The following is an 18,900-nucleotide window of genomic DNA, read 5'->3' as shown; positions in this document are numbered from 1 at the left end:
CGAACCGGCAGATCGGGCCATCATTTCACCCACGCCCCGGCGATCCGGGATCGGTACCGGCCGGACGCCGGGTCGGGTCGCCACGCCGCTCACGGCCGGGCCCGGCTCTGGCCGTCGTAGCGCAGGATCGGGCTGTCCTCGCGCAGCAGCCGCTGCCGGTAGGCCACCGCGAGCCACGCGGCCTCGCGGTAGGCGGCCTCCAACTCGTGGTAGACGGTGTCGATCAGGGCCGGTGCCGGACCGTTCTCGGTACGAAAGGCCAGGAACAACCGGACCGTGAGCGGATCGCCGGCCAGCGGCCGGACCGCCATGTCCGGTCGCGGGCGGGACGTGGGTTGGCACGGCGTGACCACCTCGCCGATCGCGACCAGGGACGCCGCGGTGAGGTAATCACCGTGCAGGATCCGGGGGTTGATGCCGGCGTCGGACAACACCTCGCGCAACCCCTCCCATTCGCCGTCCACGCTCGGGTCGACCATCCACTGATCCTCGGCCAACTCGGCCAGCTTGACCTCGGTTTCGGCCGCGGCCGGATGGTCCGGCGACATCGCGATGAACTGCGGTTCCCGCTCGACCAGTACGCGCCCGCGCACCCCGTCCGGGACCCGCAGCGGGAAGCCCTCGACCTCGTGCACGAACGCGACGTCGAGCTGACCCGCGGCGACCATTCCGAGCAGCGTGTTCGCCGACACGTCCACCCGCAAATAGGTGTCGGTGGTGGGCAATCGCAGCCGGAGCCGGCGCAACCAGTCGGCGATCACCCGGTTCGCGGTGCCGCCGATCCGCAGGTGGGGCCCGGCGGTTCGGATCGCCTCGGCCTGGGTGTCGATGACCAGGGCGCTCATCTCGGCCATGATGGGTCGGGCCCGGTGCAGCATCGTGAGGCCGAGTGGAGTGGGTCGGCTGCCGGTCCGGTCGCGGACGAACAGGGGTGCGCCCAGGGCGTTTTCGATTCTTCTGAGCTGCGCGGTCAAGGACGGCTGGGTCATGCCGAGCAGCCGGGCCGCAGCATGCAGGCTGCCGGTGTCGCCGATGGCACACAGTGCGCGGAGGTGCCTCACCTCTAGCTCCATGATGCGGAGGATAGGACGCACTATCGCGGTCGTACCAGACACCGACGGGCGTGGGATCCGGGGGTGGGGCGTGAATCTTCCGTAACACGATGCGTGCCGGGGCGGTGACGGTCCGGGAACGGGGGTGATACGACGGTGCTATCGCCGGTTGTCATCATCCGGGCCGGACCGGGCTCCGGTGAGACTCAGTGCGCACCGAACAGGTCTTCGGCACCCCAAGGAGCCCCCCATGTCCCCAGTGCGTCCCCGGAACCCCCGTAAGACCGTGATCACCGCAATACTCGGCCTCGGCCTCGCGGCCGGACTGATCGCCGCGCCGGCCGCATCGGCCGGCAACGACGGAGTCGCGGCCCCCCTTCGTGCCTCCGCGCAATACGCCGGTCAGGAAGACCAGGCGCAGAACCAGGCGTTCTTCGACGCCGTGCTGAAGTCCGTGGCGGGCAAGCGCGCCGCGGCGGGCAACTCGGCGGCGGTGGTCACCGTCACCTACAGCGCCGCCAGCGCACCCTCCTTCCGCAGCCAGATCGCCCAATCCGCGCAGATCTGGAACAGCTCGGTCACCAACGTCCGCCTTCAGGAAGGCAGCAACCCCGACTTCCGGTACTACGAGGGCAACGACTCGCGTGGTTCGTACGCGAGCACGAACGGCCACGGCAGTGGCTACATCTTCCTCGACTACCGACAGAACCAGCAGTACAACTCGACCCGGGTGACCGCCCACGAGACCGGCCACGTGCTGGGCCTGCCGGACCACTACTCGGGTCCGTGCAGCGAACTGATGTCCGGCGGCGGCCCCGGCACCTCCTGCACCAACCCGAACCCGAACGCCACGGAACGCGCTCGGGTCAACCAGCTCTGGCGCAACGGCCTCGCGGCGCTCGCCGCCCAAGCGGCCTCCTGACCTCCCGGGCGACGTGCACCCGGACACCCGGGCTCCCCTGTACGTCGCTCCGACCCCTGACCCGGCACCCGGCCACCGCCCCCCGCGGCGGCCGGGTGCCGTTCCATTGCATTCGGCCTCGCGGTCATGGCTGCGGTTGCCTTGCGGCTGGGAGGCGTACCCACCCGTTGCCTCGGGCTTCGGTTTCAACGGCATCGGGGCGGCCCGCTCGGGCCTCTCGGCCACTACTCCTCTGTGTGTGCTTCCTGCTTCGGCGGGGAGGATGGGGGGATGGTCGGTGACGCGGATGTGCCTCTCGTGGTGGTCGATGCGGCGAACGTGGTGGGCTCGGTGCCCGACGGGTGGTGGAAGGATCGGCGGGGCGCCACCGAGCGGTTGCGGGACGCGTTGGCGTCGATGGCCGCGGCGGGGCTGCCGGAGGGCGGGAGCGCCGTGCCCGCGTGGGCGCGGCGGGGGCCGCTGGACATCGTGCTGGTGGTCGAGGGCGCCGCCGGCGGCGTCGCCGAGGTGCCGGGCATCCGGGTCGTCCGGGCCGCGGGCAGCGGCGACGACCGCATGGTCGAACTGGTCGCGGCCGAGCACGCGAGCGCGCCCGCGCGGCACTGCCTCGTGGTGACCGCCGATCGCGGCCTGCGGGATCGCGTGCGCGCCCTGGCCGCCGAGGTGACCGGTCCCCGAGCGGTGCGCCCCGGGTGATCGGGCGGCCGGGATTCGGGTTCCGCGTCGGAGGGCGGATATCGTGAGGGGCGGCGGCCCGCCCACGCGGGGCCGACGATCCGAGGTCCCGTCCGCGCCGCCGGCCGTACTCGACACCCCGCCCCGTGGGCAATCGCCGGAGGAAGCATGACCACCAACCGAGTCCGCAAGGGCGTGATCCGAGGCCGGATGGCCGCCGCCGGCGAGTCGTACGTCGTCGCCGCACGCCGGATGACCGTCCCGCGCGGGTCCAAGGCCCCCGACGTCCGGACCGCCGAGGCGCTGGCCACCCGCTACTGGGAGCCCGCCGAGAGCCTCGACCTGCCCTGCCCGTGCGGCGGCACCTGTGCCCCCGGCGAGCGCTGCACCCGCTGCCACGCGACCTACCGGCACGCCGCCCGGATCCCCGGCAGCGACACCGACGTCGAGGTCTGGCAGGACCGGTACGACTGCACCGGCTGCGCGAACAGCTACTCCTTCACGGTGACCCTCCCGGACCGACCCTGGGGCACCACGCAGACCGTGCCGCAGCGCGGCGGCCAGGAGCCGATCGTGCGGATCAAGCCCTTCGAGGGCGTCGACCACCCGACCCTCCGGGCCTGAACCCGGCACCGAGGACGCGGCTCACTGCCCGGCGGGAAGCGGCTTCTTGCCCTTGACCGTCTGCAGTCGAAAACGTTGGTCGGCGGCCCCCGAGCAGATCGCCTGGGCCGCCTCCGCCTTCGGGGTGACCTCGGCGGGGCCGCCGAGGATGCCGATACACAGGCCGCTGTGTACCGGGCGGAGCCGGAAGACGCCCGGATCCACCGGTTCGATCAGGAAACGTTCGTTGGCGGCGCCGGTGCAGTCGCCGGGACTGAGCAGCGCACCGGGCACCAGGATCGCCTCGTCCACCCGCAGGCAGCCGACGCCCTCCACCGGATGGCGCCACTTGATCAGGTAGACGTCCGGCGCCACGGCGACCAGGTAGGTGTCCGGGACCACGCCCTCGCACGAGCGCTGGACCGCGATCGGGCGGTCGGTGCGAAGGTTGCGTTCTCTGCCCTCACCCAGACACAACGACCCGTCGGCGATATGGGTGGGCTTGATCAGGTAGAAGCCGTCACGGGGTCGGCTGGGGAAAGCGGCGGAGTCGTCGCCGTCGCCGTCGTCCGTGCCGTATCGCACGGCGAGGATCACGCCGATCGCGATCAGCAGGCAGGCCATGCCGATGGCGATCGCCATCGTCCCCGGCCGACGCCGACGCCCCGGCGGTGGGGCAGGCGCGGCGTCGGGCACCTCGGCGGGTTCGGGCGCGGGCCGTTCGCTCACCCGCCCCGCCGCGAGATCCTCGCGGATCGTCAACCAGCGGGCGGCGGCATCGGTGTCCAAGCCGCAGGCGAACACCAGCGCCTCGACCAGATCGGCCCGGGGCAGCGTGCTGCGGCCGAGCGCGGCGGCCACGGTGCTGGCCGGCAACACATGCCCGGACGCCTCGGCCTTGGCCGCCAGTTGACGGTACGTCAGCGCCGACCACTCGCGTAACTCCCGTAACGCGGCGACGTACTCCGCGGCGGTGGTGGCGGTGTCCGGCCGCGGAGCAGAGTCGTCACGTCGGGTCACAAGACTCCCGTTCGGTCACGCGAAAACGTACGCGCGGTAGCGGATGCGGCACCCATGGTGCCGGCAGTTCGGCGGGTCGGGGAGTCCCAGAAAAACGATAAATAGGACCGGAATCCCGTCGCCCGCCCGGCACGCCCGCTCCCGGCCGAACCGAGCCCGCCGATCGGTGATCGGTGCGCACACCCGTCCCGAACGGTCCGGGACACGGGCCGGTCGACGCCGTGACCAGCCGGGACGGCCGCGTGTTGTCCGGGACGGCCCGATCGGCTTGGCAGCGGCCGCGTCGATCCCCCAGTGTCGGGATCGTCCGACGGTTCGGCCCGCCGCGCGAGGGTGCTCATCGGGGGTGGCGGGCCGACCGGTCGGGGCGGCCCGGCCCGGGCGCCCGGTGGGCCGGCGCGCGCCGGCCGGTGACGATGCGGTACGACATCACCTGTGACCGACGACGAATCCCCGACCGCGCCCCGGACCGTACGCCTGTTCGTGGCGCTCGCCCCGCCGGACGACGCCAAGGACGAACTGGCCCGGGTGCTGCGCCCGATCCACCACGCGCATCCCCGGCTGCGCTGGAACCGGATCGAGGACTGGCACATCACGCTGGCCTTCCTCGGCGAGGTGCCGGTCGACGTGGTCGAGGCCCTGCGCGCACCACTGGCCGAGGTCGCCGCCTCCACCCCGCCGGTCGACCTCGAACTGCGCGGCGCCGGGCAGTTCGACGAGCGGGTGTTGTGGAGTGGCGTGCACGGGGAATTGCCCGCACTGCACACGCTGGCCGACGCGGTCCGCGGCGTGGTGCGGGCGGCCGGCGTCGCCCTGGAGGACCGACCGCTGCGTGCCCACCTGACCCTGGCCCGGGCCCGCCGGGACAACCCCGACGGCATCTCGGCCGCCGCCCGCGAGCTGGCCGATTTCGTCGGCAGCCGCTGGTCGGCCCGGCGACTGCACCTGGTCGGCAGCAACTTCGGCCGCGGCCCCGGCCCGATCCACTACCGCGACGTGGACGCCTGGCCGCTGACCGGCCGCTGAGGCCCGAGGTCCCGACGCTCCCACCCACCCCCGAGGCACCCGTCGGCGCGCCCGTCGACGGCGGCCGGTCGGGTCCTCTACGATCGCGCTGTGATCCTCGGCCACCGCCGCACCGACCCGAGCGCGCCCTCGCGCCTCGATGTGCCGCGCCGTCGCTGTTGTTGATCCGTACTTCTCCTCGCAGTCGATGCATCGCCGCGCCGGTTCGCCCGCGCGCGCCTCCCCGACGTTTCCTGAGCAGAGGAAGTCCCGATGACACCGATCAGTGAAGTCGCCTACGACCGCCACCGGTTGCGGCAGTGGTTGGGCGGATCCGCCCGCGCGGACGGAGTGCTCAGACGCGACCTGCTCAAGCTGCTCGGCACGGCCGGCGTACTCACCGCACTACCCGCGGGCACCGCGTACGCGACCGACCGGACCGACACCACACCCGCGGCCGCGGCCCCGACCGGCAACACCCCGGCAGGCAACACCCCGACCGCCGGCGCCGCCCCGGGCATCCGCAAGCCGCTGCCACCCGAGCTGTTCACCATCCGCGGCACCAACGCCGAGACCAACTTCCCCGCACTGCGCGACACCGGCTACCACACCCCGGTCGATCGATTCTTCGTGCGCAACCACACCGCCACCCCGCAACTACCCACCCAGGACTGGCGGTTGCGCCTGTGGGGGAGCGGACTGCGCGGATCCACCGACTACGCCGGCGCGATCGAGCTCGACCTGGCCGACCTGCGTCGGCTGCCCGCGCACACCCACTCGGCCGCGATCGAGTGCGCCGGCAACGGCCGCAGCTTCTACGCCTCCCAACAGGGCGAACCGGCGGCCGGCACCGCCTGGACGCTCGGCGCGATCGGCGTGGCCCGCTGGCGCGGTGCGCGCCTGTCGGACGTGCTGCGCCGCGCGGGGCTGCGCCGGGAAGCGGTGGACGTGTTGCCACGAGGGCTGGACGACGAGTACGTGACCGGCGGCGTCAACCTGGGCCGGGTGCGTCGACCGTTGCCGGTGGCCAAGGCGCTCGACGACGTGCTGCTCGCGTACGAGATGAACGGCGAGCCGCTCGCCGCGGATCACGGCGCGCCGGTACGGGTGGTGGTGCCCTCGTGGGTGGGCATCTCCTCGATCAAGTGGGTCGGGGACATCGAGGTCGCCGCGCAGCCGCTGTACTCGCCGTGGAACACCGACTTCTACCGCCTGTTCGGGCCCGCCCATCCCGAGGGCGGCAGCGCGCCGCTGACCCGACAGACCCTCAAGAGCGCGTTCGAACTGCCCGTCGACGCCCGCTTCGCGCCGGGTCGCACGCACCGGCTGCACGGCCGGTCCTGGTCCGGCGCGGGCGGCGTGCGCCGGGTGGAGGTCAGCACCGACGGCGGCGCGAGTTGGCGGCGGGCGCGGCTGTGGGACGAGCCGCGGCGCGACGGTTGGGTGCGCTGGAGCCTGGACTGGCGGCCCGCCGAGGCCGGTTCGACCCACCTGCTCGCCCGGGCGAGCGACACCGCGGGCCGTACCCAGCCGGATCGGTCCACCTTCAACACCCAGGGCTACTTCTTCGACGCCGTCGTGCGCCATCCGGTGACGGTGGGCTGAGCACCGAGCCGGCCGCCCCGACACCGCACCGCATCGCCGAAGGACCGGGCCGCCGCCGCACCCGGAAGACGACGAACCGCCCCCGCCGGGCGTGTTGCCGGCGGGGGCGGTTCGGCGGGATCGATCAGGCCAGCGAGGCCACGGCCTCGTTGAAGGTGGCCGACGGGCGCATCACGGCCGACGCCTTGGCCGGGTCGGGACGGTAGTAGCCGCCGATGTCGGCGGGCGAGCCTTGGACCGCGATCAGTTCGGCGACGATCGTCTCCTCCTGCTCGGACAACGTCCGGGCCAGGCCCGCGAACGCCTCGGCGAGCGCCGCGTCCTTGGTCTGCGCGGCCAGCTCCTGGGCCCAGTACAGCGCCAGGTAGAAGTGGCTGCCCCGGTTGTCGATGCCCCCGAGCCGACGGCTGGGCGACTTGTCGTTGTCCAGGAAGGTGCCGGTGGCCCGGTCGAGCGTGTCGGCCAGCACCTGGGCGCGGGCATTGCCCACGGACTGCGCGAGGTGCTCGAAGCTGACCGCGAGCGCGAGGAACTCGCCCAGGCTGTCCCAGCGCAGGTAGTTCTCCTTGACCAACTGCTGCACGTGCTTGGGCGCCGAGCCGCCGGCGCCGGTCTCGAACAGGCCGCCGCCGTCCATCAGCGGGACGACCGAGAGCATCTTCGCGCTCGTGCCCAGCTCCAGGATCGGGAACAGGTCGGTGAGGTAGTCGCGCAGCACGTTGCCGGTCACCGAGATGGTGTCCTCGCCGCGGCGGATGCGCTCCAGCGAGAACGCGGTGGCCTTCTCCGGCGACATGATCTCGATGGTCAGGCCCTCGGTGTCGTGCTCGGGGAGGTACTCCGCGACCTTCGCGATCAGGTTCGCGTCGTGCGCGCGGCCCTCGTCCAGCCAGAACACCGCCGGGCTGCCGGTCGCGCGGGCGCGGCTGACGGCCAGCTTGACCCAGTCCTTGATCGGCAGGTCCTTGGTCTGGCACATCCGGAAGATGTCACCCGCGCCGACGACCTGCTCCAGCACCGCGGTGCCGGCGGCGTCGACGACCCGCACGGTGCCGGTGGTCGCGATCTCGAAGGTCTTGTCGTGGCTGCCGTACTCCTCGGCCTTCTGCGCCATCAGACCGACGTTGGGCACCGAGCCCATCGTGGCCGGGTCGTACGCGCCGTTGGCCCGGCAGTCGTCGATGACGACCTGGTAGACGCCCGCGTAGCTGCTGTCCGGCAGCACGGCCAGGGTGTCGGCCTCCTTGCCGTCCGGACCCCACATGTGACCGGAGGTACGGATCATGGCCGGCATCGAGGCGTCCACGATCACGTCGCTGGGCACGTGCAGGTTGGTGATGCCCCGGTCGGAGTCGACCATCGCCAGCGCCGGCCCGGCGGCCAGCTCGGCGTCGAAGGACGCCTTGATCGCGGCGCCCTCGGGCAGCGACTCCAGGCCCTTGAGGATCGCGCCGAGACCGTCGTTGGGGCTCAGGCCGGCCGCCGCGAGCGCCTTGCCGTGCTCGGCGAAGGTCTGCGGGAAGAAGGCCCGAACCGCGTGGCCGAAGATGATCGGGTCGGAGACCTTCATCATGGTGGCCTTCAGGTGCACCGACAGCAGGACGTTCTCGTCCTTGGCCCGGGCCACCTGCGCGGCCAGGAACTCGCGCAGCGGCGCCGCGCGCATCACCGAGGCGTCCACGACCTCGCCCGCGAGCACGGGTACCGATTCGCGCAGCACGGTGGTGCTGCCGTCGTCGCCCACCAGCTCGATGCGCAGCGAGCCGGGCTCGGCGATCACCGCGGACTTCTCGGTGGAGCGGAAGTCGTCGGCGCTCATGTGCGCGACGTTGGTCTTCGAGTCGGCGGTCCAGGTGCCCATGCGGTGCGGGTGCGCCCGGACGTAGTTCTTCACCGACGCGGGGGCGCGGCGGTCCGAGTTGCCCTCGCGCAGCACCGGGTTGACCGCGCTGCCCAGGGTCTTGCCGTAGCGCGCCCGGACGTCCTTGTCCTCGTCGGTCTTCGGGTCGTCCGGGTAGTCCGGCAGCGCGAAGCCCTGCTCCTGGAGCTCGGCGATGGCCGCCTTGAGCTGCGGGATCGAGGCCGAGATGTTCGGCAGCTTGATGATGTTGGCCTCGGGCGTCTTGGCCAGTTCACCGAGCTCGGCGAGCGCGTCCTCGATGCGCTGGTCCGCCTTCAGGTGCTCCGGGAAGTGCGCGATGATCCGCCCGGCCAGGGAGATGTCACGGGTCTCCACCTTGACCCCGGCCGTCGCCGCGTACGCCTGGACCACGGGCAGGAACGAATACGTCGCCAGGGCCGGGGCCTCGTCGGTGTGCGTATAGATGATGGTCGGGTCAGTCACAGGATGCTCCGCTCCATGTCCGCAACATTGCTCGACATCAAGATATCTTGCGGGCGGATCCCCGCGCGTCGCGGCCCCGGCGCGGCGGGCCCCGGCACGGCGCGCCGTGCCCGGATCACCCCGGTGGTGTCGCGTCCGGCCGCTCCGGGCCGGCCAGGTCGCGGAGTTTGAGGCCCAGGTGCAGGGTCAGCCGGTCGTCGCCGCGGTCGAGCCGGCAGCCGGTGAGCGCCTCGATCCGCCGCAGGCGGTGGTACAGGGTGGCCCGGTGCACGCACAACAACGCGGCGGTGCGCCGAACGTCGCCGGCGTGGTCGAGGAACGCGGCCAGCGTCGACAGCAGCACTCCGTGAGCGTCCGCACGCTCCAGCGCGACCAGGGCCGGCACCCGCGCCGCCGCGCGCAACTCGGCCGCCGGCAGTCGCAGGAGCAACTCGTAGGGACCCAGCTCACCACTGCGGGCGAGGTCGCCCAGGCCGGGCACCAGCAGCGCCGCACGCACGGCCAGCAGCGCCTGCCGGTACGAATCCGGCACCCGGTCGAGGCGATCCACCGGCGCGCCGACGCCGACCACCACCCGCCCGGCGCCGCGCGTCAGATCCGTGAACCGGGCGATGATCCGCCCACCCAGGACGTCCGGCAGCTCCGCCGCCGCGGTGGCCGGCGGCCCCAGCAGGATCCAGGCCCGCGAGCGCTGGGCGACCATCAGCCGGCCCTGCTCCGGAAGCGCGCGCAGCCCCTCCTCGACCGCCGCCTCCAGCGCGACCTCGTGCGCGCCGGCCGCCGCGCCGGGCTCGTCGACGCACTGCGCCGCGACCACCCGGAACGGACCGGCCTCGGCGGCGAACACCTGCTCGGCCCGCAGGTCCGCGGCGGCCTGGAGCCGACCGGCCGGATCGGATCCGACCAACTCGCGCAGGATCGCCTCGTGCCGGGCCTTGACCCGCTCGTGCAACAGCAGCCGCCGATACAACACGATGCCCGCTCGCCCGGCCGCCGCCTCGGCCGACGCGAGTTGCGCCTCGGTCGCCGCCGACGCGTCGTCGATCAGCCACAGATAGCCCAGCAGCAGCCCGTCGCAGCGGATCGGGACACACCAGCGCGGACGGCAGCCCGGGACGTCGATCCGCACCCGACCCGGCCGGGTCCACCCGGCGATCCCCTGGCCCAACACCCGATCGGCGATCTCCGGCCGCACCCCGCGATTGAGCACCGAGGCCACCCGGACCGCGTCCTCGTCGCCGAAGTGCCGGCTGGCCGCCAACAACCGGAGGCCCACGTCGTCGATCGCCACCGACCGTTGCAGGCGCTCGGAGAGCTCGTCGACCAGGGATTGCAGATCCTCGTCACCCATCGGTCGACCTCCGTACGCGCCACGCCGCTTCGGGCACCCGCCGCTCCGGGCACCCGCGCCGATCCGAGACCCGCCGAACCGGGCTCGGGGTGCGGCCAGCGTACGGCCGCGTGCGACGGGGCGCCGGGCCCGGAGCGGTGGACGACGCGACGATCGTCGCGTCGGCGTGCCGCGATCCGCGACCGCGGTCGGCTGCCCGGGCGGTGGGCCGCCGGTCAGACTGGACGTGTGGAGCAGGCGGTGTCCCGGCACCGGGGCTCCCGTTCGGCGCGTGCGGCATCGCCAGGGAGGAAACCCGAATGAACACGGATGTCGTGGTGATCGGAGCCGGCGTGATCGGCTCCGCGATCGCACTCGAACTGGCCCGCGCGGGCCGGCGGGTGCTCGTGGTGGACAAGGCCGGCGGTGTCGGCCTGGGTTCGACCAGCGCCTCCAGCGCGGTGGTGCGCTTCAACTTCTCCACCCACGCCGGCGTGGCGGCCTCGTGGGAGGCCCGGTTCTGCTGGCAGGCGTGGGGCGACCACCTGGGCTGCGACGTCGGCGACCTGGCCCGCTTCGAACGCAACGGCCTGGCCCTGCTGGACGTGGACGCGGTGCCGCGCGAGACCTACCTCCCATTGTTCGACGCGGTGGGCGTGCCCTACCAGGAATGGGACGCCGCGACGCTCGCGGCCAGGATCCCGGGCCTGGACACCGGACGGTTCTGGCCGCCCCGACGCCTGGACGACGAGCGCTTCTGGGCGGAACCGACCGGCACGCTCGGCGCGGTGTTCACGCCGGACGCGGGCTATGTCAGCGATCCGCAACTGGCGGCGCAGAACCTGGCCGCGGCGGCGCAGCGGCACGGCGCCGAATTCCGGTTCCGGCGCACCGTCGTCGCGGTCGGGTCGACGGGCGGTCGGGTGCGCTCGGTGACCCTGGACGACGGCACCGAGGTGGCCTGCCCGACCGTGGTCAACGCGGCCGGTCCGTGGTCCGGCCGGGTGAACGAACTCGCCGGAGTGGGCGCCGACTTCACGATCGGGGTGCGGCCGATGCGGCAGGAGGTGGCGCACCTGAGGGCGCCGGCCGGCTACAACCCGACCGGGGCGGCCGGGGTCACCCTGGCGGACCTGGACCTGGGCGTGTATCTGCGCGGGGAGGTCGGTGACGGCATGCTCGTCAGCGGCACCGAGCCGGAATGCGACCCATTGGAATGGCTCGACGACCCCGACGCCGCCAACCCCAACCCGACGCCGGAGGTCTTCGAGGCCCTGGTGACCCGGGCGGCCCGGCGGCTGACCGGGCTCGCGGTGCCGAACCGGCCGCGCGGCATCGTGGGGGTGTACGACGTCGCCGACGACTGGACGCCGATCTACGATCGGACCGAACTCGACGGCTTCTACGTGGCGATGGGCACGAGCGGCAACCAGTTCAAGAACGCCCCGCTGGTGGGCCAGGTGATGGCCACGCTGATCGACCGGGTGGAGAGCGGCGTCGACCACGACGCGGATCCGGTGTGCTTCGTCGGCCCGCACACCGGCGAGGCGATCGACCTGGGCGCCTTCTCCCGGCGGCGCAGCGTGAACGCGGCCAACTCCGGGACGGTCTTCGGCTGAACACCCGGCCCGGGCCCTCCCGTGCCGCCCGCCCGCCCGCACCGCTCCCCGCCCGCCCGCACCGCCGCCCCGCTCGGCGCCGGGTTCCGGTCGTGGGCTCCGTGACCTCGAAGAATGGGAGATCCCTTTGATACCCGACCACTTCGCCACCGCCGACGACGCTTGCCGGCCGTCCGCCGCCGACCGTTTCGCCGCCGTCGAAGAGCACTTCCGGAAGGTGTACGAACCCGCGTTCGGCGCGGTCGGCAGCGCCGCCGACCCGCACATCCGCCCGGACGGCGCGGCGGTGGCCTGCACCGGCACCATCTTCACCGAACTCGTCGGCACCGGCACCACCCGCGTCTGTCTGGCCGAGGCGGGTCGGGTCCGGATCCTGACCGAGGGCGCCGGCAACCAGCGCCTGCCCCGATTCTCCCCGGACGGGACCCGGCTCGCCTACCTGTCCGACGCCGAACGCACCGGCGACTTCCAGGTCGAGGTGCTGGACCCGGCCACCGGCGCGCGGATCGGCCGGGCCCGGGTGCCCGGCATGGTGGAGTACCTGAGTTGGTCGCCGGACGGCACCCGCCTGCTCCTGGGCGTCGCCGCGTACGGCGCCGATCTGTCCGGTGGTCAGGGTTCGGGCACCGTCACCGGGACGGCGGACGAGGCGCCGGCGTGGGCGCCCGAGGTGTTCACCGACCTGGCCGAGGACGGGTGGCGTTCCGCCTGGGTCGCCGAACAGCCCGACGAATCAGGCGAGTTCGCGGTACGCCAGGTGAGCCGGCCCGGGACCAACGTATGGAACTCGTGCTGGGCGGGCCCGGACGCGCTGATCTGCGTGGCCGGGGCCGCGCCCGGCGAGGAGTCCTGGTACGTCGCGGACCTGCGCCGGATCGCACTGGCCGACGGCGCGGAGACCGTACTGCGCACCAGTGACCGGCAGTTCGGCCCGGTGTCCGCGTCGCCCTCGGGCCGCACGGTGGCGGTGGTGGAGGCGCTGTGCTCCGATCGCCTGCTGGAGGCCGGGGACGTACTGCTCCTGTCGGCGCGGCAGACCCCGGACGACGACGCGGTGCGGGTGGACACGAACGGCGTCGACGTCACCACGATCGGCTGGATCGACGAGGACCGGCTCGGCTGGGCCGGACTGCACGGATTGCACACGGTGGTCGGGGAGTACCGTCGGGATACGGACAGGGCCACCGAACTGTGGCGCAGCGACGAGACCTTCGGTGCCCGGTATCCCGAACTCTCCTTCTCCGCGCACGGGCACGCCGGAGTGCGGCACAGCTACCGGCGCCACCCCGAACTGGCGATCCTGGACGGCCACGTGATCCGCACGGTCGCCGACCTGACCCATCCCGGCGCGGACCACCTGACCGAGATCGCGGGTACCGCCGAGGCGGTGACCTGGACGGCCCCCGACGGCCTGGAGATCCAGGGCATCGTGTGTCGGCCGGCGGGCCCCGGACCGTTTCCGCTGGTGGTCCACGTGCACGGCGGCCCGGTCTGGAGCTACCGGAACTGCTGGTCGATGATGTACCCGTACACACCGCTGCTGGTCGATCGCGGGTACGCGGTGCTGCATCCCAATCCGCGCGGCAGCAGCGGGCGCGGACAGCGCTTCGCCGAGGCGGTGTTCGGCGACATGGGCGGTGCGGACACCCACGACATCCTGTCCGGGATCGACGCGTTGGTCGCCCGGGGCATCGCCGACCCGGACCGGATCGGCGTGATGGGCGGTTCGTACGGCGGGTTCATGTCGGCGTGGTTGACCACCCGGGATCAGCGGTTCGCGGCGTCGGTGCCGATGTCCCCGGTCACCGACTGGATTTCCCAGCACCACACCTCGAACATCCCCTACTTCGACCGGATCTTCCTCAACGACGAGCCGCTCTCGTACACCGGTCGCTACGTCGAGCGCAGCCCGCTGCGCTTCGTGTCGCAGGTGCGTACGCCCACGTTCCAGACGGCCGGCGTGCGGGATCGGTGCACCCCGCCCGGGCAGGCCCTGGAGTTCCACCGCGCGCTGGTGGAGGCGGGCGTGGAGTCGGCGCTCGCGGTGTATCCGCAGGAGGGCCACGGGGTGCGTGCGTTCCCCGCGCTGATCGACCACTGCGCCCGCATCCTGGGCTGGTTCGAGAAGCACATGGCACCGCCGACGGCCGGCTGAGCACGACGGGGAAGGGCCCCACCCCGCCGTCGGCGGGGTGGGCCCTTCGGTGTGCGTCGAGTGGGCGGGCCGTCAGGCCGGGAGGCCGGCGCGGGCCGCGACCGCGGTGTCGGGCTGGTCGGCGAAGACGCCGTCCAGGCCGAGGCCGTAGAAGAGTTCGTACTCGGCCGTGATGTCGCCGCGCGCGTTCGGGTCGGCGCCGAGGCGGAAGTCCAGCGGGAGGAACTGGTTCTCCGCGCGGAACGTCCAGGCGTGCACGATCAGTCCGGCCCGGTGCGCGTCGCGCACGACCGAGGTCGGGGCGAGCAGTTTGCCGCCGGCGTCACGCGGGACGATCAGGTTCTTGTTGGTGCCGATGCCGTCCGCGTAGCCACCGATCCACTTCAGGTTCTCCGGCTTGACCAGATCCTGGTACGTGCGCGGGTCGTTGGCCGCCACGAAGTCGTACGGCCGACCGGACGCGTCGAGCAACTGCACGAGCTTGACGTCGATCATCCGGTTCAGCTTGCGCAGGTTGGCGGTCTCGAAGGACTGGATGAACACCTTGTCCTTGCGGCCGGAGAGCCGGTTGTGCCTGAGCGCCTGCACCAGCGGCTCCTCCAAGGGCAGCCCGATCGACTGGAAGTAGGTCGGGTGCTTGGTCTCCGGATACACGCCGATCGGGCGGTCGACCCGGCGGCCCTCGGTCCGGGCCAGGTCCAGCACCTCCTGGAAGGTGGGCACCTCGAATCGGCCGTCGAACGTGGTGTTCGTGGGCCGCACCTGGGGCAGCCGCTCCTTGGCCCGCAACGTCTTGAGCTCGGCGAGGGTGAGGTCCTCGGTGAACCAACCGGTGACCGGCGTCCCGTCGATGGTCTTGGTGGTCTTGCGCGCGGCGAACTCCGGGTGCGCGGCGATGTCCGTGGTGCCGGAGATCTCGTTCTCGTGCCGGGCGACCAGGACACCGTCCTTGGTCGAGACCAGGTCGGGCTCGATGTAGTCGGCGCCCAGTCGGATCGCCAGGCGGTAGCTCTCCAGGGTGTGTTCGGGCCGGTATCCGCTGGCACCGCGGTGGCCGATCACGATCGGGTGGGCCGAGGGCCGCGACGAGGCGCGGGACGTGTCGTCCTGGGCCGCGGCGGCGGGCACCGCGACCAGGGTCGCCAGCAGCACGCCGGCCACACCGAGCGCGGGAAGGATACGTCGCAACGCCATCTCCTGTTCGTCCGGACGCGGCGAGGCCGCGCGGAGCACCAATCGTGCGGGCACGCCGAGTCAACCCGGATCGCCCGAAGGCTCGCCAGGACGAACCCGTGGCCCATGGATGAACCTCCGGAAAACGCCCGGGGGCGCTTCCCGTCGACAGGAGGCACACCGGCGGCCGGACCGGGGGCCGACCCCCGCGCGGTCCTCGATCCGGCCTCGGTGCGATGTCGTCGGGCGCGTGACGTGCTCGGGTCGGTGCTTGGGTCGGTGCTTCGGCCGGTCAGCCGGTGGTGGTCGCCACCGGGAGTTCGGTGAAGGTCTCGAAGCGGGTCAGGTGTTCCGGGGCGAGCGCGCGCAGGAAGCTCTCGGCGGGGAACGCCTGGCCGGCCGCGACCGTGCCGGTCGCGGTGTGCGTGCCGGCGAGGATGCGCTCGACGGCCTCCACCACGATCGGCGCGGTCACCGCGTAGATGTCGCGCCCGGCGACCACCGCACGGCGTTCCCGGTCGCCGCGCCGCACGACCGCCTCGACCAGGTAGGTCTGCTCGGACCGACCGCGGTCGTCGGCGGGCGAGGGAGCCGGGGTGGCGGGGTCGCGGATGTCGGTCAGCGGCGCGAGGTTCATCACCGCGCGCACCTCCGGAGTGTCCAGGTGCCGCGGGATGGTGACCTGGTCGGCCGTGGCGAACTCGTTGGTCTGCTGCTTCCCGAGCGGCACCGGGAACTCCCACGTGGAGATCTCGGTCGAGTAGGAGAACGGGCTCAACCGCCCCTTGGTGTAGACGAGATGGTGTCCCGCGTTGGTCTCGCCGGTGAGCCGGGTGCCCGCGGTCGGCAGCCAACTGTCCAGCCCGAAGGCGATGGTGATCTCGTCCGCGCTCGGCCAATCGCCGATGGCGACGGTGGCCAGCAGGTCGCCCAGTCCGCCGTAGAAGGCCATCGACGGGGCGAGTACGAGTCCGCGCTGCGCGGCCTGCTCGGAACGGGTGTCGAACAGGGCGGCGGTGGCGCCCTGTTCGGCGGCCACGTCCAGGTAGTGCGCTCCGGCGCGGATGGCCGCGTCGGCCACCGGGAGCGTGGTCTCGGAGAAGGGGCCGGCGCAGTTGACGACCGCCGCGACACCGGCGAACGCGCGATCCAGCGCCTCGGCATCGTCGGCGGCGGCGACCCGGCGCGGCGCGTCCGGGTAGTCGGCGCCGAACGCGTCGAGCCTGGCCCCGTCCCGGCCGACGAGCACCACCGGCCGGCCTCTGCGGTGCAACTCCGCGACCACGAAGCGCGCCGTGTGCCCGTAGGCCCCGTAGACGGCGACCGGGCGAGCCGAGGAGGTGGACGAAGTCTCGGCGGTGAGCGGGTTCGAGGCGCTGTTCTCGGTCATCGTTTTCTCTCTCTGGAACGAGGCCCGGGCGGTGCGGCGGCCGGGCGGTGCGGGGTACGTGTCCATGATCCGGTGGCGCCGAGACCCACACCAGTGGCTGAAACGACATTGGTCGAACAGTTTCGGACAGGGCCGGGGATGGGCTCGTGGCCCGGGTCGAATGCCTGCTCGCCGAGGGCGCGTCGGCCGACCCCTGTCACCCGGATGATTGCCCGGAGCTGGTTCTTCGTCCGGGAGTTCGACCGTAGAGTGATTGCCGGCGCGGGCCGATGTTCGCGTGCTTTGTACTGCTGTATCCGTATTTCCCTGTCCGACCCCTCGCCGGGTCGGATTCGTGTGTCCTGTCGTGTCGCGTCGCGGTCCTGTCACCGGCCGGGGTGTGTGGGCTCGGTGCGCGGACCCGGCGACGCGTTGATCGTGTGCGCCGCCGGATCCGCCGACACCTCGGCATTCAGCCACGACACAGGAGGCCCACGCCTTGGCATCGAAGTTCGCCCGCCCCGTCCTCGCCCTCGTCGCGACCCCCGTACTCGCCGCCCTGCTGGCCGGCGCCGCCACCTCCGGAGGTGCCGCGACGCCCGGTGCCCCGGGCGCGGGGGACCCGTACTTCCCGCTGTCCGGCAACGGCGGGTACCACGTCGCCCACTACGGTCTCGATCTCGACTACACGCCCGCGACGAGACGGCTCGAAGGCACTGCCGACCTCGCCGTCACGACGACGCGCAAGCTCTCCTCGTTCAACCTGGACCTGTCCGGACTGACCGTGGACAGTGTGCGCATCGACGGCAGGCGGGTGGCGTTCAGCCGCGACGGCGCCGAACTCACGGTCAAGCCGGCGCACGCGCTGGACAAGGGCCGCAGGTTCCATGTCGTGGTCACCTACTCGGGTGTGCCGGAGCACGTGACCGACCCCGACGGATCTCCGGACGGGTGGATCATCCAGCCGGACGGTTCGGTCTTCGTGGCCAATGAACCGCAGGGTGCGATGACCTGGTTCCCGAGCAACAGCCACCCGAGCGACAAGTCCACCTACGACGTGCGGGTGACCGTTCCGGACGGCTGGACCGCGGTGTCCAACGGCCGACTTCGCGACCGGCGCAGCCGGGCCGGCAAGACCACCTTCTCGTGGTCCGAGTCCAAGCCGATGGCCGCCTATCTGTCCACCGCGAGCATCGGCCGGTTCGAGACCGAGCAGTACGTCACGCGGAGCGGCCTGCCGGTCTACAACGCCGTGGCACCGAGCCAGGCCGCGGCGGCCAAGCCGGTACTGGACCAACTGCCCGCCGTGATCGAGTGGGAGAGCGGCCTCTTCGGCCGGTATCCGTTCGAGGCGGCCGGCGCCATCGTCGAGGACGCGCCCGACATCGGCTACGCGTTGGAGACGCAGAGCAGGCCGATCTACGACCGGGCCCCGAGTATCGAAACGCTCGTCCACGAGACGGCGCACCAGTGGTTCGGCGACTCGGTCACGCCGACCAAGTGGCAGGACATCTGGCTGAACGAGGGCTTCGCCACGTATGCCGAGTGGCTCTGGGCCGCCGAGCACGGCGGGCTCGGCACGGCCCAGCAGTTCGCCGCCGACTACGCGCTGCCGGCCACCGACTCCTTGTGGTCCTTCCCGGCCGGTGACCCCGGGGACGGTGGGAACCTCTTCGCCAAGCCGCCCTACGAGCGCGGTGCGATGGTCCTGGAGAAGTTGCGCCAGACCGTCGGGGACCGGGCCTTCTTCACCATCCTCAGGACGTGGGCCGCCGACCACCGCTACGGCCACGGCGACTCCGCCCAGTTCATCGCCCTGAGCAAGCGCATCTCCGGGAAGAACCTGGACGCCCTCTTCGCCACCTGGCTGTACGGACAGGGCAAGCCGGCCACCCCGTGACACCGTCGGGCCCGCGTGCGGCCGCGGGGGCCCCGGCGCGGGGGGGGGCGCCGGCCGCCGGGGGGGGCCCCCCCCCCGCGGGCGGGCCGGGGGGGCCCGCGGGGGCGGGGGGGGGCCGCGGGGGGGAT

The 18,900-nt window shown here is 72.5% G+C and carries 14 protein-coding genes; 8 read left to right on the top strand and 6 right to left on the bottom strand.

The window, feature by feature from the left end; genetic code table 11:
- Positions 1 to 89 precede the first annotated feature (89 nt).
- Positions 90 to 1,073, bottom strand: coding sequence for a LysR family transcriptional regulator (locus ACFXMF_RS18420; protein ID WP_360305559.1), 984 nt, complete (start codon positions 1,071 to 1,073; stop codon positions 90 to 92).
- 229 nt (positions 1,074 to 1,302) lie between these two features.
- Between ACFXMF_RS18420 and snpA the strand changes: the two genes are divergently transcribed.
- The 3 genes from snpA to ACFXMF_RS18405 all read left to right on the top strand — a co-directional run bounded on the left by snpA (position 1,303) and on the right by ACFXMF_RS18405 (position 3,273).
- Positions 1,303 to 1,974, top strand: a complete 672-nt coding sequence (gene snpA / locus ACFXMF_RS18415; RefSeq protein WP_360305561.1) for a snapalysin — start codon at positions 1,303 to 1,305, stop codon at positions 1,972 to 1,974.
- A 270-nt stretch (positions 1,975 to 2,244) separates the two neighbouring features.
- The gene (locus ACFXMF_RS18410) at positions 2,245 to 2,670 is read left to right on the top strand and encodes an NTP pyrophosphohydrolase (protein ID WP_360305563.1); all 426 of its coding nucleotides are present in this window, start codon (positions 2,245 to 2,247) and stop codon (positions 2,668 to 2,670) included.
- A 147-nt stretch (positions 2,671 to 2,817) separates the two neighbouring features.
- On the top strand, positions 2,818 to 3,273 hold the full coding sequence (locus ACFXMF_RS18405) for a hypothetical protein (protein ID WP_379987506.1): 456 nt from the start codon (positions 2,818 to 2,820) through the stop codon (positions 3,271 to 3,273).
- A 21-nt stretch (positions 3,274 to 3,294) separates the two neighbouring features.
- On the opposite strand, the gene ACFXMF_RS18400 is transcribed toward ACFXMF_RS18405, so the two are convergent.
- Positions 3,295 to 4,272 (bottom strand): hypothetical protein, encoded by a 978-nt coding sequence (locus tag ACFXMF_RS18400; protein ID WP_379987508.1) that lies wholly within the window; start codon positions 4,270 to 4,272, stop codon positions 3,295 to 3,297.
- Positions 4,273 to 4,707: 435 nt separating this feature from the next.
- On the opposite strand from ACFXMF_RS18400, the gene thpR reads away from it, so the two are divergent.
- Together thpR and ACFXMF_RS18390 are read left to right on the top strand one after the other, a co-directional pair.
- A complete protein-coding gene (thpR, locus tag ACFXMF_RS18395; protein WP_360305569.1) occupies positions 4,708 to 5,298 on the top strand; it encodes an RNA 2',3'-cyclic phosphodiesterase in 591 nt (196 codons plus the stop codon).
- A gap of 252 nt (positions 5,299 to 5,550) precedes the next feature.
- Positions 5,551 to 6,882: a sulfite oxidase gene (locus ACFXMF_RS18390; RefSeq protein WP_379987510.1), complete on the top strand. Its 1,332-nt coding sequence runs from the start codon at positions 5,551 to 5,553 to the stop codon at positions 6,880 to 6,882.
- Positions 6,883 to 7,006: 124 nt separating this feature from the next.
- Here ACFXMF_RS18390 and ACFXMF_RS18385 read toward each other — a convergent pair whose 3' ends face one another.
- On the bottom strand, positions 7,007 to 9,226 hold the full coding sequence (locus ACFXMF_RS18385) for an NADP-dependent isocitrate dehydrogenase (RefSeq protein WP_360305573.1): 2,220 nt from the start codon (positions 9,224 to 9,226) through the stop codon (positions 7,007 to 7,009).
- Between the two features lie 115 nt (positions 9,227 to 9,341).
- The gene (locus tag ACFXMF_RS18380; RefSeq protein WP_379987513.1) at positions 9,342 to 10,577 is read right to left on the bottom strand and encodes a PucR family transcriptional regulator; all 1,236 of its coding nucleotides are present in this window, start codon (positions 10,575 to 10,577) and stop codon (positions 9,342 to 9,344) included.
- A 299-nt stretch (positions 10,578 to 10,876) separates the two neighbouring features.
- Between ACFXMF_RS18380 and ACFXMF_RS18375 the strand changes: the two genes are divergently transcribed.
- The gene (locus ACFXMF_RS18375) at positions 10,877 to 12,175 is read left to right on the top strand and encodes an FAD-dependent oxidoreductase (RefSeq protein ID WP_360305577.1); all 1,299 of its coding nucleotides are present in this window, start codon (positions 10,877 to 10,879) and stop codon (positions 12,173 to 12,175) included.
- Between the two features lie 127 nt (positions 12,176 to 12,302).
- The gene (locus tag ACFXMF_RS18370; protein ID WP_379987515.1) at positions 12,303 to 14,330 is read left to right on the top strand and encodes a S9 family peptidase; all 2,028 of its coding nucleotides are present in this window, start codon (positions 12,303 to 12,305) and stop codon (positions 14,328 to 14,330) included.
- A 72-nt stretch (positions 14,331 to 14,402) separates the two neighbouring features.
- Here the strand turns inward: ACFXMF_RS18370 and ACFXMF_RS18365 are convergent, their stop codons facing one another.
- Positions 14,403 to 15,524: a glycerophosphodiester phosphodiesterase gene (locus ACFXMF_RS18365; protein WP_379987570.1), complete on the bottom strand. Its 1,122-nt coding sequence runs from the start codon at positions 15,522 to 15,524 to the stop codon at positions 14,403 to 14,405.
- Between the two features lie 271 nt (positions 15,525 to 15,795).
- Positions 15,796 to 16,893 (bottom strand): saccharopine dehydrogenase family protein, encoded by a 1,098-nt coding sequence (locus tag ACFXMF_RS18360; RefSeq protein WP_379987517.1) that lies wholly within the window; start codon positions 16,891 to 16,893, stop codon positions 15,796 to 15,798.
- 478 nt (positions 16,894 to 17,371) lie between these two features.
- On the opposite strand from ACFXMF_RS18360, the gene ACFXMF_RS18355 reads away from it, so the two are divergent.
- A complete protein-coding gene (locus ACFXMF_RS18355; RefSeq protein WP_379987519.1) occupies positions 17,372 to 18,772 on the top strand; it encodes a M1 family metallopeptidase in 1,401 nt (466 codons plus the stop codon).
- Positions 18,773 to 18,900 lie beyond the last annotated feature (128 nt).

Origin of the sequence: Embleya sp. NPDC059213 (assembly GCF_042754445.1) — a bacterium.
In the GTDB taxonomy this organism is placed as follows: Bacteria; Actinomycetota; Actinomycetes; order Streptomycetales; family Streptomycetaceae; genus Embleya.
This window is presented reverse-complemented; position numbering and strand designations above follow the sequence as displayed.

Excerpts from the sequence above, each read along its gene's own strand:
- ACFXMF_RS18420 (WP_360305559.1), bottom strand. The coding sequence starts at position 1,073 with ATGGAGCTAGAGGTGAGGCACCTCCGCGCACTGTGTGCCATCGGCGAC.
- snpA (WP_360305561.1), top strand. The coding sequence starts at position 1,303 with ATGTCCCCAGTGCGTCCCCGGAACCCCCGTAAGACCGTGATCACCGCA.
- ACFXMF_RS18410 (WP_360305563.1), top strand. The coding sequence starts at position 2,245 with ATGGTCGGTGACGCGGATGTGCCTCTCGTGGTGGTCGATGCGGCGAAC.
- ACFXMF_RS18405 (WP_379987506.1), top strand. The coding sequence starts at position 2,818 with ATGACCACCAACCGAGTCCGCAAGGGCGTGATCCGAGGCCGGATGGCC.
- ACFXMF_RS18390 (WP_379987510.1), top strand. The coding sequence starts at position 5,551 with ATGACACCGATCAGTGAAGTCGCCTACGACCGCCACCGGTTGCGGCAG.
- ACFXMF_RS18380 (WP_379987513.1), bottom strand. The coding sequence starts at position 10,577 with ATGGGTGACGAGGATCTGCAATCCCTGGTCGACGAGCTCTCCGAGCGC.
- ACFXMF_RS18375 (WP_360305577.1), top strand. The coding sequence starts at position 10,877 with ATGAACACGGATGTCGTGGTGATCGGAGCCGGCGTGATCGGCTCCGCG.
- ACFXMF_RS18365 (WP_379987570.1), bottom strand. The coding sequence starts at position 15,524 with ATGGCGTTGCGACGTATCCTTCCCGCGCTCGGTGTGGCCGGCGTGCTG.
- ACFXMF_RS18360 (WP_379987517.1), bottom strand. The coding sequence starts at position 16,893 with ATGACCGAGAACAGCGCCTCGAACCCGCTCACCGCCGAGACTTCGTCC.